The organism is Flaviflexus salsibiostraticola (genome assembly GCF_003952265.1).
Classification (GTDB): domain Bacteria; phylum Actinomycetota; class Actinomycetes; order Actinomycetales; family Actinomycetaceae; genus Flaviflexus; species Flaviflexus salsibiostraticola.
The window spans coordinates 604,051-617,257 of record NZ_CP034438.1 but is presented as its reverse complement, the minus strand read 5'-3'; the positions used below and the strand labels follow the sequence as shown (position 1 = coordinate 617,257).

The following is a 13,207-nucleotide window of genomic DNA, read 5'->3' as shown; positions in this document are numbered from 1 at the left end:
TGATATTATTTGTGCTGTTCCTCTTGCTGAGATGGAGCGCCCCCGTCGAGAGCAAAGTTGCTCGCGGTTGAAGCGCTCTATCCCATACGAATATCAGGAGGAACAATGAGCGAAGAATTCAGCATCGAAGACGAGCGAAACGCTGGTCGCGACATCTGGAAGCTCATCACAACAGTTCTCGACATACCCGAGAGCTCGGACTCGCCCAGGGACTACTGGGACGATGTCATGGAAGGAACGTGCATCCTGCTCGGGCTGGCGTACAAGCTGGCGCTCGAGCTGGAAACCCGCAGCAGCGGTGACCACTCGATGCCGACAGGCACGAAGCAGGCGATGCGCCTGTTCATCGAGCACAAGGACGAGATCGAGAAAGCGTGGCTGCGCGTGCTGGTCTGAACAGCCATGTCACGTTTCAACATTCGCCCACCGAACACAAGAAGAAGCCCTACCGCTCCTTGTGAACGGTGGGCTTCTTCTAATTGGGAACTACCGAGAAAGAAGGCTCAGTGAGCGGCGTCGTAAGCCTCAACCACTGCAGCGGGCACACGGCCTCGGTCACTGACCTTGTAGCCGTTCTGGTTGGCCCAGGAGCGGATCGCTGCAAGATCAGACTTCCGGGTGGCGCCTCGCTGCGCGCGTGATCTGTCGGACTTGGCAACCGCAGAGACGGGAGTGGCTACCTCGATGAACGGGGCGAGGGCGTCGCGAAGCTTCTGGGCGTTCGTCTCAGACAGGTCGATGTCGTAGGAACGACCCTCAAGTGAGAAGCGGATGGTCTTTCCCTCGCCTGCTTCGAGGACAGTGCCGTCCAGGTCGTCGATGTACTGAGTGATCTGCTTGCGAGCCATGCGGTTCATTGTGTCACGCGAAGCAGGAACCGGCAGCATCGTGTTAGAGACAGCCGGAATAGCCACCCAATGGGATGGTCGGGATGGTGACGCTTGGATGATTCGCTTGGTTCTGAATCGTAATGCTGTCGCGACTGCATCCGCCGTTCTCGCCCTCATTTTCGTCAAGGCTGTAGGAATTCCCCCAGGGGTCACCATCAGCTACATGACTGAGGTCCACTCCGGCGGCCGATGCGATCCGGCTGATTGATGTCGTATACGCGTCTGGGTAGCAGCGAGTGCAGTTTGACCCCGTAATCTGCATAAGGGTTTTTCCGGAACTCTCGCGCGCCATCGTGATTGCTTGAGCAAGATCACGGAGTTCGGAACTCGCTTGGGATGCTCGTGCCCGCTCCTGCACGCCGTTGTAGGCAACGATACTGATCGCGGCCAGGATGGCGATGACGACGATCACGATGAGTAGCTCGACGATAGTGAAGCCGCGTTGATGGCGAGTGATGGTCTTGTCGTGCCTGGGTTGTTTTGTGGTGCCTGTATAAAGTTGTGTCATATGTATTGAGTTGTGGAATCCGTTTAATGCATGAGTTTTGTGCTTATGTCTATTATTAGCACCCCCCCCCATTTTGAATCAAGGGTTTTCGACAATAAGGGCATGGTGAGTAGAGTCGATATTAGTAATCGCATGCATGTGCGCCGAGAGCTCTGTGTCGAAGCGTCAGTTGTACCGAGCTGTGCATGTCGTGCCATGCTTCAGAAATGCCCGACCCGCCCGCGCCTTCACTACTGACCGAGATCGAACGAGACCTGCTCGACAACGTCTCCGTCGCGAACGTCCTCCGCAAGCTAATCCTCCTGGGTGGACGCGCCGGGTCGGCCGAGTTGCGGGACTGGGCGGCGCAAGAGCTTCGCGGCTACGCGGACGTGCATGTCGACGACTTGCCCGCCTATCGCAAGATCCCAGCGATCATTCAGATGGACGCAGTCGTCGGTCCCCACCAGGTGTCCCATCAGACCGTGGGGCCACACGAGCTGCCGGAGGAAGCGCGCGAGCACATCACCAATCAGGTGCCGTTCTATCAGGGCATCGGCGAGATTCAGGCGATGATCGATGGCAGCGGCGAGGGTAAGACTGTGCGCATCTCACTTCCGGGGAGCGCGTACTCGCGCACCTGATCGACAAGGCGTCAGGCAACCCCTACCAGCGAATCAACGCCCTGTACTGGAGCGTCAGCGCATCGGCACTCGAGGGGCTGATCGACCAGGTGCGCACCCGTCTGGCGGAGCTGCTTGGCGAGCTCCGAGCGGTGACGCCAGCGAGTGCTGACGTGCCAACCGCGTCGCAGGCCGCCAACGCCGTCAATGTCGTGATCAATGGCAGAGGCAATCGCGTGCACGTCGCTCACGCCGAAGGCGATGGTGCCTCGGCGACGTCAGGGGCTCGTGAGGAGCCCGACGGTCCGTTCTGGACGGTCGGAAAGCGCATCGGAGCGATCGCCGTAGGGCTTGCAACCATCGCGGCTACTGTCATCGCCTGGTGGCAGTTTCAGGGAGCTGGGTAATGTTCGTCCGTTGAGGCGAGCGTCCTGCCCTTTCGGAGTTCGTCGAGCTTCTTCCGCGCGTTCCTCGCGGCCTTCTCGGCTTTGGCAACCTCGCGCTCGGCCTTGGCAACCTGCTCGTCGCGCTTGCGCTGGGCGTCGCGCTGTCTTGACGCGGCATCGACGATCTTCTCCGAGCTGACAACGCCTCGGGTCATGTCGCACTGCTCGCAGTGCTCGGTGGAGAAGCCGGGGCCAGAGTTGGTGCGATGCACCGTTCGCTGGATGGTGTGCCCGCAGGTGAGCGTGCGCTCCCAGATATCGAGGTCTTCCTCGCGTGTCTTGGAGTTCCTGAAGATCTGGGCGACGGCTTCGAGCTGTGCATCGGAGAACGGGATTGGCGGACAGCAGAACCCGCAGTGCGTGGCACGGGAGCCTGAGATGCTCCAACGGTGCGACTCGCAGTCGGGATGCATCTCCTTGAAGCGAGCCTCAGCGGCGTCGTACTCGATGCGGTCCTCGGGCGAGAGATACATGGTGCCGGGCCAGTTGCCAAGGCGATCGATCACGGGTAGCCCGCACGCGCGGCATGGTTCGCCGGCCGCCGCCTCCTCTCGAGTGAGGGTACATCCCCTTCTCGACCCATTCCCGGCGACGAGCCTCCTCTCGATGGGCACGAGCCTCCTCCTTGAGCGCCTGCGTCATCCGCCGCTTCGCCGCACGGGCGGCCTTCTGCTCGTCGGTCAGTGGCATGGTGACTCCCTTGCAGTCGGGGTGGTGCAGGATGTCAGTGGTGCGGTGGACAATCGCGGCATGGCTGATCTCTACACCAAGAATGGCCGTCCGCTGAGGCGAGACGGTGACCGACTGTTTGCGCGTTCGGGAACATACGTCGGCCGCATCCGGGGCGACGAGGTCTTCGACCCCTCCGGCAGCTACGCCGGAACCGTCGTCGGGGACCGGGTCGTCTACCGCTCGACGCACTCGGCGCGGATCTCGAGCCCCAGCGTCTCGGCCAATCGAGTCGGCAGCGCGGCAGCGAACCGGGCTGCGTCTGCGATGTGGGGCGACGAGCCGCCGTTCCCAGACTGACGCGGTCGCCGTGCTTGGCGGCGGGACTCCCTGAGCCGTACGAGTGGTGTTCTCCGTCCGCGATCTTGCTCGCTTTCCTGTCCGTGCTCGGGCTGTGTGGTTGTTCGCCCGGGCGCACCGAGCGCCCTGGGCGAAAGGAGATCCGAATGAATCCCGAGACCGCACGACCGGACTGGTTGACCGAGCCCTGCCCTGCCTGGTGCGACGGACGTCATGACGACCAGAGCATGGTGGACGATCGCCGCCATTGCAGCGCGTACGAGGTAGTGCCGATCATCCAGCCGAGCGAGCGCTGGCCACGAGGCCGACACCGGCCGAACGACGACGTGGAAGCCGAGGAACTGAACGTCCTCGCGTTCCGAGACGTCAGCGCACGAGAGACCTGGGTGGCCATTGCGAATGACCGGCAGAAGGTCGAGGTGACGTTGGAGAGCGCTGTGCGACTGCATGCGGCGCTCGGCGTACTGCTCGGTCGCGCAACAGCGATGGCTTAGGCGAAACGCCAGAGCGGGACAGTGACGGTGGCCTGAACCGGGCTGCCGCACTGTTCCTTTCCCCGCACGGGAATATGGGGCTTGCTTGCTGGATACCGCCATGCCAACGGCGCCTACACCGATAGGCCGTCCACGAGTTTCAGGAACCTCTCCACGAGTTCACCGCCTGGCTGCCACTCAAGATCGGGGGCGATATCGGAAATCAGGTGGTCGAGCATCGGATTCGCTTGCTGCACTTCTTCCGTGAAGCGTTCGTCGAAGTTCAGGTGGGTCACCCGTGCTGAAAGCTGATCAAGGCTAATCTGACCGCTGCGAAACAGTGCGGCCTGGGCTTGAACGTAGACGATAAGCTTTTCTTGATCATGCTTCATGTACGTCATTAGAATACACTTCTAATGATTTTGAGTCCACCGCGCGTAAATCTCATTTCCATTCTCGTCCAGGATGTAGTGCAGGTGCTCGCCTGGGCGTCCGGGATCGATGAGGATAATGTCAGTTGTGAATTGGTCGTACTGCCGACTGTATCCGTTCTTGACTTTCACGGTTATCCCGTTGGACTTGAACTGTACGTCGCGACCGCGCTGAGCTTGCGCCTCCCGGTACGCTGACCGCAGTGCCGACTCGGTCGCTTGTGCGCCCAGGCGTCGACGACGTTCGACTTCCTTCTTGCCTGCTTCAATACGGTCCGTGCGTTCCCGAAGAGTGCTTCCCCACCATCCACCCGCAGGCGCGCCCAAGACCTCACAGCCCACTTCGTAGTAGTGCTTCATGTCGCGAGACTTCTCGATGTCTCGCTTCAGCCAGTCTCCGAACCCCATGCGCGCTCCCTGCATGTACACCGTTGGCGTCAGTATGACGCCTCCTGGACGTCAGCGATGCAGAACTTGGTGGTGCCGTTGCCGACAAGGGAGATGGCGTAGGAGGTGACCTCGCCGTCGCCAGGGCCGACGAACTCGACCATGACTTCAGGCAAGGCACGCTCGGTATTCAGCTCATCACTGACGTTCGCGTCCCAGCCGTCACGCATGCTGTCCTGCTGGAGCCAGTCGTAGCCCTGACCATTGCCGACCGGGTAGATGTCGCAGTACCAGGCAGGCTCGGTGCTGTGCGAGGGGAAGCCGGCGTCAGCCCAATCCTGGACGTAGTCGGGGCCGCTGGTGGCAGTGCTCACGATGACCGGCTCGACCCAGGTGAGCTGGCTGGTCAGGCTGTCCGCGAGGGCGCGCAGAGCCTCGAAGCCCTGCTCGTCAGTGAACTCGTCCAAGCGCTCGGGCTCGCAGTTGACGGACAGGTCGCAGGTGATGCTGATCCGGAACTCGAAGAACGGGATCTGTGCCCAGACGCGGTCGCTCCTGCCGTCGCCGTGGAATGTCCCTCCGCCGCACTCTGCCTCGCCGTCGAAGATCTGCATGGCAGCGGGGGCTGCGACCGAACTCTCGTGGTTGCAGTAGTAGATGAGCGACTCTGGGGTGGAGTCGAGATCGAAGTCGACGTGCACGATGACGTCGAACTCGGTGGTGCCCGACTCGGGAAGGATCGTGTCGAGCGGCACGTCGCTCCACGAGCACACTCGCTCGCGGTCTGTCTCGCCGTGATTGGAGTTGAGGTAGAGCCCGTCGGTGAAGGTCGAGATCAGGGGGCCGATGCCCTCGCAGTCGAAGCCCTCCGGGTACCCCGCAGGAACCAGGCCATTCGTCTGATCGGCATCCGGCGCGTCATCGACTGCCGGAGCGGCGGTGCCCGAGCTGGCCGGAGGCTCGGCGTCGTCAGGTGCCTCGGCCGCGCAGCCGGCTAGTAGCAGGAGCGCCGCGAGGGCTGCGGCGGGCAGGAGTCGGGCACGGCGCATGGGCAGTCCGTTCGTCCGGCGCGCCGCGGGGTCGGCGCGGGAGGCAGGGGTCAAGGCCGAACTTACCAACTCTTATAGGTGTTCACCAACTCTTATTGGTTCGACGCTAGAGGGTATGGCTACCGGACCCGCAGCGAGTGCAGCGTGGGCCGAGTTTGCCCAAGAACTGGGACACAATTTGCGTCGAGCGCGCGAAGCGAAGCGCCTGACGCAGGAGGATATGGCGGAATTCGCGGGGATATCCCTATACGCCTACCAGCAATATGAACGAGGGAAAGTGAAGCCTGATGGGGCTGCCACGAATCCTCGCCTCGCGACGGTTCTCACGCTCTGTGAAGTGCTCGAAACCCCGATCGAGAAGCTCCTGCCCGAGGTGCCGAAGCTCGCTGTGCGCACCGCAAGCAACTGATCGCACGACGTGAAGAGGGAGCCTCGCCCCGGCAGAGAACCGATGGTTCTCGATGCCGGAACGGGCTCCCGTTGTGGTTGTGGTGCCGCCACTACGACGGCTGTGAGCTGAGGAACTGGCGGGCTTCCGCGGCTGGAAGTACGCGCATGTCCTCGGCGTCTGGCCAACACTGCATGAGCACCAGCCCGGTGGTGATGGCCTCGAGGTAGTGCTCGTGCCCTTCGCTATGGAGCTCCCACGGCCGACCCGCGACCTTCAGGAGTACGGCGTACTCGCCGGGCTCGGTGAGGGCTCGGTGCACCGCTTCGGGTACGTCCGTCTCCTCGCCTGAGCCGTCGTTTCCGACGAGCACAGCGTCGCCGTAGAGCTTCACTGTGTCGATCAGATCCGGCCTGTCCGACCACATGAGCCGCGAGGCTCGGATGTTGAGCGGCAGACCCTTGGCGATGCCGCCCAGGTCGACGTGGACGGTGACGCCCAGGCGCTCCAGCCAGACGTCGTTCGTCCAGTCACTGATCACGGCGCGGTAGTCACCTACCCCGGCGAACGTCAGCTCCTGGATCGGAGCGGCGGCATCGGCTGGGATGAGGAGTCCGGTGGTCACGGCTCCACTTCCCGCTTCGCCTCGATCGCGTCGCGTGCTTCGCTCGGGAGCTCGTCCCACGCGATGATCAGTGTGCTCTCCACGTCGTCCCGCCGCTGCTCGATGACGGAGGCCCACATGATGGCTTCGAAGAAGTCGTCATAGGCGTGTTTCATGCCGAGCAAGGAGCCGTCCTCGAGCTGCAGGACAACCGCATACCGAGCGTGCTGCATCAGCAGCCGGAAGGCCGCTTCGGGAACGTCGGTGGAGTCGCCGTTCTTGTCGGGCATCCCGACGATGACAGCGTTGCCGACGAGCATCGCCTGCTGGCGAGCTTCCGGGACGTAGTGCCACCACAGGAACGTTGCCCTGCTGTTGAAGTCGAGATGCCGGAGCAGCCCTTCCTCGTTGATGTAGATGGTGACGCCGAGGTCGGGCACGTCGACCGCCTCGATCCACCCATCGACGGCCCGCTGGTAGTCCTCCAGTCCGACGAACTGACGCTCCTCGAGCGGTTCGCTCGCTTCGGCTGGGACGTAGATCCCTCTGGCCATGACTGCTTCTCCTTACTGCAAGCGGCCGGCGAACCTGGATGGTTCCCCGTCTGAGCCGCAGCGCAGCAACGAGATGCATTGGGTGGTTGTGGTGGCCGGCCCGGGAGAGAACTCGTACGTTCTCGATCCCGGGCGCGGCCACCGTGTGGGTCAGGCGTCTTGCGACGCCTGCTTAGTTGGCCTGGGGGAGGCCTTGGTGCTCGGCTTGCTGCCGAGGACAGCGGCGATGGCGTTGCGCTTGGTCTCTGCCTCGCGCTCGATCTCCGCCCTCACCTGCTCGGCACGCCTGAGCACTGCCGGGTCGGACTTGGACTTGTCAACCCAGTGCTCCAGGGCGATCCGAGTTTCCTCGGTAACGCTGCGCTCGTTCAACTGGGCGAGGACTTCGAGCTGCGCTCGAGTGTCCTCGCTGGTGCGAACGGTCAGCACCTTGTAGGCGGCACCGCCATACCCAGGCGGGATGTGCTCGCTCATGATGCGAGACCTCCTTCTCGTGTGCGGCCCGCGATCCTGGGTGGATCACGTGGGAGGCCGCAGTGCGAGAACGAGTGTGAGTTTGAACTGTCCACTAAAGCGAACGCTCTAAACTCTGCGCCTACTTATACCTCACTCTTTGAAAAAGTGCAATAGTTCTGTTGCGCCTGTTGTCAATTTTACGTAGCACTGTTCGTTGACGACAAAATGCTCGTGCTTCATAGTCATTGGTAGTTTATGAAGCGTACGAACACCAATATCCAGACACTAAGCCAAGCGCGACGTGCCGGCGCGTGTTCAAGTAGCCTCACCCCCCCCCATTCGCGTAACGAGAGGTTCACGCGCGTGAGATCGCGTGACGCTTTGGTGTCGGGGCAGCAAGTGAGGCAACTGCCTCATAGTTCAGGGAGGCTTGCTGGCCCGGCTCTGCGACGCGGCTTCACTATTGTCGAGCTTCTGATTGTCATTGTCGTGATCGCGATTCTGGCCGCGATCTCGATCGCCGCCTACAACGGTATCCAAGACCGCGCGCGAACCTCCGCGGCAATGTCGGCAGCGAAACAGGTGTCCGATGCGGTGGCGCTCTACGCCGTGGAACACGGCGACAGCTACCCCAGCTCCCTCGCCGACGTTGACATTGAAGATACTGATTCCACGACGTATCAGTACCGCGCCCTGAGCTCATCGACTCCAGCGACCTGGTGCGCCACCGTTACCGTCGGCAACAAGAGCGCCTATGTATCGAACACGCAGACGACACCCACTGAGGGCGCGTGCGCTGGACATGGCAGCGGCGGAGTGGCAGCGATTACCAATCTCGTGTTGAATCCGCGGATGATCCAGGGCGGCTCTAGTGCGGAAATGCAGACTCGCTGGGGCTGGGCGCGATCGTTCCCTACGGACGGCGATGGACCTGCTGGCATAGACTCGTACATGCGTGCAACTGTTTCAAGCGGTTCTGTCGGTTACGGTCGCGGTGTGGACTGGTATATGAACCAGGACGTCTCATCTTTTGGCTCAGCTGCAACCTCCGTCCCAGTTGCAGCTGGCGAGACAATCACCATCTCTGCATGGGTGAGGACTTCGCGCGAAGCCAACGTACTGATTCGTAGCAGAATTCATGACGGATCTACCTGGCTGCAAGGGAGCAGTAACGGTCCGGTTACTTCCATGCCACAGGGCGAGTGGAAGCGACTTAGTCAAACGATAACTGCAACGTCGAGCGGGTATTTGGCCGTGCGTGTCAACATCGATGCAATCGGATGGACATCTACTGATTGGCTGGATCAGACCGGCCTCATGATCACAAAAGACGCCACACTACATACATTCGCGGATGGAGATTCGCCGAACTGGATATGGAATGGCGCGCCAAATGCATCGACGTCGACCGGTCGGGCGCTGTAGCCCGCCCCGGTGTGCACATCGTGGAAGCGCCCGCATCGGGTCAAGATGCGGGCGCTTTGTGTTCTGGCCTACGCGATATGCACGCCATCCGGGCGGATTGCCAGGAACTCCATCGGGCGCTGCGTGATCTGACGTACGGGCTGCCAGTAGTTGTTGAGCCAGATCGGCGTCTCGTCGTCGACCTCGCTCAGGAACTCCAGCAGGTCAGCCTTCGTGAAGAGCTCGTAGCCCTCCGGGAGCTTGTTCTTCAGCGGCCAGGTGTTCTCAGCCATGCGTACTTCCTTCCGGTACAACTCCCGCCCGGTGGGCAGGGTAGGTGCGGAACGGAAGTCATGGCGGCAAGCGTAGCGAGTGGCACTGACCGAGCGATCAAGAGCGTGACGATGCTGCGGAATCGAGTCGGCGGTGGAGCAGGCTCGCCAGTCCGAGGTACTCAAGCGCGTGCCTGGGGTCATCGTCCTTGGCGAGCTCGTGAGCCTTCGGATTGCGTACGGCGAGCATGGAGCCGCGGAACAATGACAAGAAGCCCTCCTGTTCGTCGACGCCGCTCCGCCCCGGCGCGGTAGCGACCGACAGCCTCGGCTCCTTGCCGCCGAATGCATCGCCCATGAGGGCCGCGCCGGACTTGTCGATGCCGGTGAGCTGGCGTACACGGACCTCGATGGACTTGAAGGCTTCGTAGACGGCGCTCGAGTAGTGCCCGTCTGCGAACAGGTCGCTCGCAGCACTGATCACCTCAGGATGCAGATGCTCGATCGACAGACGACGCACCGGAGCTGTTCGTGCAGCCGGCGCCTTTCCCCATTTCACCTGGGTGTGATGCAGCTCCTTCGAGCCGTAGTCGTTGACGTGCACTTCGGCAGCGAGCCGACGGTCGATGCCGCCGCGCGGGTCGGGGATCTCGACGACGTCGCCCTCGTAGATGGGCGTGGTGACGTCGAAGAACCCGCTCTCGGCCTGGATCATGGCCTCGACCTCGGTGCGGGCTTCATCTTCGGTGCCCTCGTGCCGGATGATCACGACCTTCTTCGTGCCGTGACGCCGGGCGATGCTCGGCAGTGCCATGCGTGTACTCCTGTCAGCTCAGATGCCTCTACAGGCAACGGTAGTCAGCACCACCGACACACCAGCGGAGGCTTCACCCCCCAGAAGATCGGATCCTGGTGGCTGCCGATGTAGTCGAGCAGGCTCTGGACGTTCTTCGTCGGGCGCTTGCGGGTGTACTCGTGGAACTTCATGTGACGGTCGCGCCAGTAGATGCTCCACTGGCCGGTCTTGACGGTGTAGCGGAGACGGGCGACCGGGAACCGTGTCCAGTCGCCCTGCCCGTCCCACGGCGGCCGCGTCTCGATGATCGTGACGTGCCGATCGGCAATCTCGGCTTCTACCCGCACCTGATCCCACAGGTGCTCGGGCACGCGTTCACGGCACCAGCGGCCGATGCGCAGCAGGTCGGTCTCGGGCATAGCCATACGTCCATTCTGCTGTCCGATCTCCTCGGTAGCCTCGAAGCTGTGGCGGATACCAAGCAGACGAAGACCATCGGGGAGCATCACGTTGCGGCGGAGCTGGCCCGACGTGGCTGGGCGCCGGCACTGACTCGTGACGGTCTGGAACGCACAGACATCCTCGCCGTGCTTGCCGACCCGGATAACCGTCGGATGGTCGAGATTCAGGTGAAGACGGCGCGTGGGTCGGCGTGGAGGTCGATCAGCTGGCCGCTTGGATCGAAGTCGCAAGGTCCGAGCCAGCACGAGCGGGAGTACTACGTCATGGTGGCCGTGCCGCACGACCTCGCCCTGCCACCACGGAACTTCGTCGTGCCGCGCTCTCACGTCGCCGCTGCAGCCTGGATCGAGCACATGAACTGGCTCACCGAGGCCGGGGTCGAACCGGGCAAGCGGAACGCCCCGGTCGAGCGGTCACGCGTGCTGCTCTCGACGTTCGAGCGCTATGAAGATCGCTGGGATCTGTTGCTAGTCGACGAGTCGGAGGCGCCGGTGCTGCTGCCAGAGCACTACCGGGACTTCGCGCAGGAGGAGCGCGTCGGGTTGCCTCCGGGGCATGCCTGGCACTCGGTACTGCCGGAATGGTGATGCTGCTGTGAGTCGCGATTCCGAGCGCCTTGGTCGCAGCACGATCAAGCTCAATCCAGCGCAGGTCGCGGTGCTCGAGTGGATTCAGAGCGGCTGCCCTGACGGGGTGTATCCGAACGACTCGTACATGCACCGGATCACGGCGCGAGTGCTTGCTAGCCGGGGGCTGGTGCGTATCAGCGGGCATGGCGCGTCCTGGCGAGCCGAGCCGACGGAGCAAGGCCGTGTGTGGCCGGAGCCGGCCGAAGAGGATGAAGCTCCACCGTCACCTGCTCGAGCACCGCAGCAACCTGGTGCCGCCGTTGTCGACGACGAGCATGTCGGGGCGACGGTGCGGGCGATGCGTCGTGTTCAGCGCACGAGGTCTGGAAAGTCTTCGAAGAAGCCGCGCACCCGGCAGGTGCAGAAGCAGGAGACGTACGTGAGGTACAAGGTCGTGGTGACACGCGTGCAGGTCGCCGAGCGGTGGGTGCGTGCCACGGATGAAGAGGACGCGGCGAAGAAGGTGCAGGAGGAGTTGAGCCGTCCGTATGGCTACTTCGGCTCCTGGAAGGACGTGGCATCGGAAGTCGAAGTGGTCGAAGCCGAACAGACAACGGTGATCCGACCGAACCTGCTCTCAGAGTCCGGCCCGATGCTGCTGTCGCTCAAGGACGCGGGCAAGGCGCTGGGGATTCCCTACTCGGCTGTCTACGAGCTGACGAACCGTGGGGACATTGAGCACACGAAGATCGGCAGCCGGAAGTACATCTCACGCGAGTCTCTGATGGCGTTCATCAAGGAAAACACGCACCGGGGGTACTCCGGCTGAGGCCGCCGGATGGGACTCCTACGGGCGCTTTGGGGCGGCTACTGCCGGACTGGGCTTGGCCCGGGGGAGGACGGTATGTTCCTCGTCCCTACCCTCCCGGAAGGAGCCCTCCGCTATGCCTAAGCGCCTCCACTACCTCCGCCTTGCCGACTATGGCAAGAACTCCATTGCGGCGAGTACCGCCATCTTCGATAACGACCCGAGTATCTCGACTCGGGTCGTTTCTGTTGGTGGGCACACCTCGTCGTGCTCCTTCATCTCGGACTTCTGCATCGACCTGGCGCATCCGATCCGGGTAATCGGGTCGACGTCGCATGCCCGGTCGCTGCACGCCGAGTTCACCATCTTCGAGGGACAGACCCGGGTGGCCTGCTGGTACAAGCCCGTCGTGAAGCGACTGTTCTGGATGGGGTATCCGCTGGAGGTGCACTCGTGGCTGACTCCGGAGCTGGAGGAGCGGATCGAGCTGAGTCGGCGCTTCGACCCGGGCACGCTGCCGAAGACGGTGGCGCTGGAACCGAACTACATCGCGACGTCTGCCTGCTGATGAACGCCGAGCCATACCCGTCCTGGGACGAGAAGCTGGACCGGGCGCTGCAATCGTGGCGTGACAGTGCAGCCCATCAGGCTCGCCGTCCGATGTTCGCCGATGACCGTGCGTGTGAAGACTGTCAACGTGATCCCTACATCGTCATCGCCCAGCTCGAAGACGACTCCACAGCGCATCGGTGGCCGCACTGGATGGCGCATACGCTGCGTGAGCACCTGATCGACGTTCGAGGGGAGCTGTTCGAAGGGATCGCCCTCCGCCCCTACGGCGGAGCGACGATTGCGGACTACCTCGACGGCGCCGGGCTCCGACCGCGCCATACGTGGGGTCAGGCGACTCGACAGGCTGTGCAGATCGTGACTGACCAGGCAGTGCTCGTCGACCTGTGGCTGAGGTACCGGATGGCGACGCTGGCGCCGTGGCCGAAGCGGGTGCGGCGAGCAGCCACCCTTTACGGGCTCGGCTAGATCACGTTGCATCGTGCAACAGGGTGACTGGACCTAGCTGG

The 13,207-nt window shown here is 62.6% G+C and carries 23 protein-coding genes; 11 read left to right on the top strand and 12 right to left on the bottom strand.

Annotated features, from left to right (window positions below; genetic code table 11):
* Positions 1–105 precede the first annotated feature (105 nt).
* Entirely contained in the window at positions 106–396 is a 291-nt protein-coding gene (locus EJO69_RS02895; RefSeq protein WP_126038996.1) for a hypothetical protein, read from the top strand.
* Positions 397–503: 107 nt separating this feature from the next.
* On the opposite strand, the gene EJO69_RS02890 is transcribed toward EJO69_RS02895, so the two are convergent.
* Together EJO69_RS02890 and EJO69_RS02885 are read right to left on the bottom strand one after the other, a co-directional pair.
* The gene (locus EJO69_RS02890) at positions 504–848 is read right to left on the bottom strand and encodes a histone-like nucleoid-structuring protein Lsr2 (protein ID WP_126038993.1); all 345 of its coding nucleotides are present in this window, start codon (positions 846–848) and stop codon (positions 504–506) included.
* Between the two features lie 43 nt (positions 849–891).
* Complete coding sequence (locus EJO69_RS02885; RefSeq protein ID WP_164519849.1) at positions 892–1,398, bottom strand: type IV pilin protein; 507 nt, start codon at positions 1,396–1,398, stop codon at positions 892–894.
* Positions 1,399–1,604: 206 nt separating this feature from the next.
* Here EJO69_RS02885 and EJO69_RS12660 point away from each other — a divergent pair, with 206 nt between their 5' ends.
* Positions 1,605–2,021, top strand: coding sequence for an AbiTii domain-containing protein (locus tag EJO69_RS12660; protein WP_126038987.1), 417 nt, complete (start codon positions 1,605–1,607; stop codon positions 2,019–2,021).
* Positions 2,018–2,407 (top strand): AbiTii domain-containing protein, encoded by a 390-nt coding sequence (locus EJO69_RS12740; protein ID WP_164519971.1) that lies wholly within the window; start codon positions 2,018–2,020, stop codon positions 2,405–2,407. Before EJO69_RS12660 ends, EJO69_RS12740 begins: the two co-directional genes overlap by 4 nt.
* Here EJO69_RS12740 and EJO69_RS02875 read toward each other — a convergent pair.
* Positions 2,392–3,060 carry a hypothetical protein gene (locus EJO69_RS02875; protein WP_126038984.1) on the bottom strand — a complete coding sequence of 223 codons (669 nt, stop codon included), beginning with the start codon at positions 3,058–3,060 and terminating at the stop codon, positions 2,392–2,394. The genes EJO69_RS12740 and EJO69_RS02875 overlap by 16 nt on opposite strands.
* On the opposite strand from EJO69_RS02875, the gene EJO69_RS02870 reads away from it, so the two are divergent.
* Complete coding sequence (locus tag EJO69_RS02870) at positions 3,053–3,475, top strand: hypothetical protein (protein ID WP_211331480.1); 423 nt, start codon at positions 3,053–3,055, stop codon at positions 3,473–3,475. The genes EJO69_RS02875 and EJO69_RS02870 overlap by 8 nt on opposite strands.
* A 146-nt stretch (positions 3,476–3,621) precedes the next feature.
* The gene (locus EJO69_RS02865; RefSeq protein WP_126038978.1) at positions 3,622–3,969 is read left to right on the top strand and encodes a DUF6907 domain-containing protein; all 348 of its coding nucleotides are present in this window, start codon (positions 3,622–3,624) and stop codon (positions 3,967–3,969) included.
* 113 nt (positions 3,970–4,082) lie between these two features.
* On the opposite strand, the gene EJO69_RS02860 is transcribed toward EJO69_RS02865, so the two are convergent.
* The 3 genes from EJO69_RS02860 to EJO69_RS02850 are packed head-to-tail and all read right to left on the bottom strand — an operon-like array spanning position 4,083 to position 5,815.
* Positions 4,083–4,349 (bottom strand): hypothetical protein, encoded by a 267-nt coding sequence (locus tag EJO69_RS02860; RefSeq protein ID WP_126038975.1) that lies wholly within the window; start codon positions 4,347–4,349, stop codon positions 4,083–4,085.
* Positions 4,350–4,361: 12 nt separating this feature from the next.
* Positions 4,362–4,787, bottom strand: coding sequence for a hypothetical protein (locus EJO69_RS02855; RefSeq protein ID WP_126038972.1), 426 nt, complete (start codon positions 4,785–4,787; stop codon positions 4,362–4,364).
* A 29-nt stretch (positions 4,788–4,816) separates the two neighbouring features.
* A complete protein-coding gene (locus EJO69_RS02850) occupies positions 4,817–5,815 on the bottom strand; it encodes a hypothetical protein (protein ID WP_126038969.1) in 999 nt (332 codons plus the stop codon).
* A 115-nt stretch (positions 5,816–5,930) separates the two neighbouring features.
* Between EJO69_RS02850 and EJO69_RS02845 the strand changes: the two genes are divergently transcribed.
* On the top strand, positions 5,931–6,224 hold the full coding sequence (locus tag EJO69_RS02845; RefSeq protein WP_164519848.1) for a helix-turn-helix domain-containing protein: 294 nt from the start codon (positions 5,931–5,933) through the stop codon (positions 6,222–6,224).
* A gap of 91 nt (positions 6,225–6,315) precedes the next feature.
* On the opposite strand, the gene EJO69_RS02840 is transcribed toward EJO69_RS02845, so the two are convergent.
* The 3 genes from EJO69_RS02840 to EJO69_RS02830 all read right to left on the bottom strand — a co-directional run bounded on the left by EJO69_RS02840 (position 6,316) and on the right by EJO69_RS02830 (position 7,835).
* A complete protein-coding gene (locus EJO69_RS02840; RefSeq protein ID WP_126038963.1) occupies positions 6,316–6,828 on the bottom strand; it encodes a hypothetical protein in 513 nt (170 codons plus the stop codon).
* Positions 6,825–7,361, bottom strand: a complete 537-nt coding sequence (locus EJO69_RS02835; RefSeq protein WP_126038960.1) for a DUF3846 domain-containing protein — start codon at positions 7,359–7,361, stop codon at positions 6,825–6,827. Before EJO69_RS02835 ends, EJO69_RS02840 begins: the two co-directional genes overlap by 4 nt.
* A 150-nt stretch (positions 7,362–7,511) precedes the next feature.
* Complete coding sequence (locus EJO69_RS02830; protein ID WP_126038957.1) at positions 7,512–7,835, bottom strand: hypothetical protein; 324 nt, start codon at positions 7,833–7,835, stop codon at positions 7,512–7,514.
* 237 nt (positions 7,836–8,072) lie between these two features.
* On the opposite strand from EJO69_RS02830, the gene EJO69_RS02825 reads away from it, so the two are divergent.
* Entirely contained in the window at positions 8,073–9,242 is a 1,170-nt protein-coding gene (locus EJO69_RS02825) for a type IV pilin protein (protein WP_126038954.1), read from the top strand.
* Between the two features lie 68 nt (positions 9,243–9,310).
* On the opposite strand, the gene EJO69_RS02820 is transcribed toward EJO69_RS02825, so the two are convergent.
* The 3 genes from EJO69_RS02820 to EJO69_RS02810 all read right to left on the bottom strand — a co-directional run bounded on the left by EJO69_RS02820 (position 9,311) and on the right by EJO69_RS02810 (position 10,714).
* Positions 9,311–9,514, bottom strand: a complete 204-nt coding sequence (locus EJO69_RS02820) for a hypothetical protein (protein WP_126038951.1) — start codon at positions 9,512–9,514, stop codon at positions 9,311–9,313.
* 97 nt (positions 9,515–9,611) lie between these two features.
* Complete coding sequence (locus EJO69_RS02815) at positions 9,612–10,307, bottom strand: TIGR02391 family protein (protein ID WP_126038948.1); 696 nt, start codon at positions 10,305–10,307, stop codon at positions 9,612–9,614.
* 44 nt (positions 10,308–10,351) lie between these two features.
* Positions 10,352–10,714, bottom strand: a complete 363-nt coding sequence (locus EJO69_RS02810) for a DUF3024 domain-containing protein (protein ID WP_126038945.1) — start codon at positions 10,712–10,714, stop codon at positions 10,352–10,354.
* Between the two features lie 42 nt (positions 10,715–10,756).
* Between EJO69_RS02810 and EJO69_RS02805 the strand changes: the two genes are divergently transcribed.
* From EJO69_RS02805 to EJO69_RS12255, 4 genes are all read left to right on the top strand, one after another.
* Positions 10,757–11,338, top strand: coding sequence for a hypothetical protein (locus tag EJO69_RS02805; RefSeq protein ID WP_126038943.1), 582 nt, complete (start codon positions 10,757–10,759; stop codon positions 11,336–11,338).
* A gap of 7 nt (positions 11,339–11,345) precedes the next feature.
* Positions 11,346–12,149 (top strand): helix-turn-helix domain-containing protein, encoded by an 804-nt coding sequence (locus EJO69_RS02800; RefSeq protein WP_164519846.1) that lies wholly within the window; start codon positions 11,346–11,348, stop codon positions 12,147–12,149.
* 115 nt (positions 12,150–12,264) lie between these two features.
* Entirely contained in the window at positions 12,265–12,696 is a 432-nt protein-coding gene (locus EJO69_RS02795) for a hypothetical protein (RefSeq protein ID WP_126038938.1), read from the top strand.
* 194 nt (positions 12,697–12,890) lie between these two features.
* Positions 12,891–13,166 carry a hypothetical protein gene (locus EJO69_RS12255; RefSeq protein WP_164519845.1) on the top strand — a complete coding sequence of 92 codons (276 nt, stop codon included), beginning with the start codon at positions 12,891–12,893 and terminating at the stop codon, positions 13,164–13,166.
* Positions 13,167–13,207: the final 41 nt, after the last annotated feature.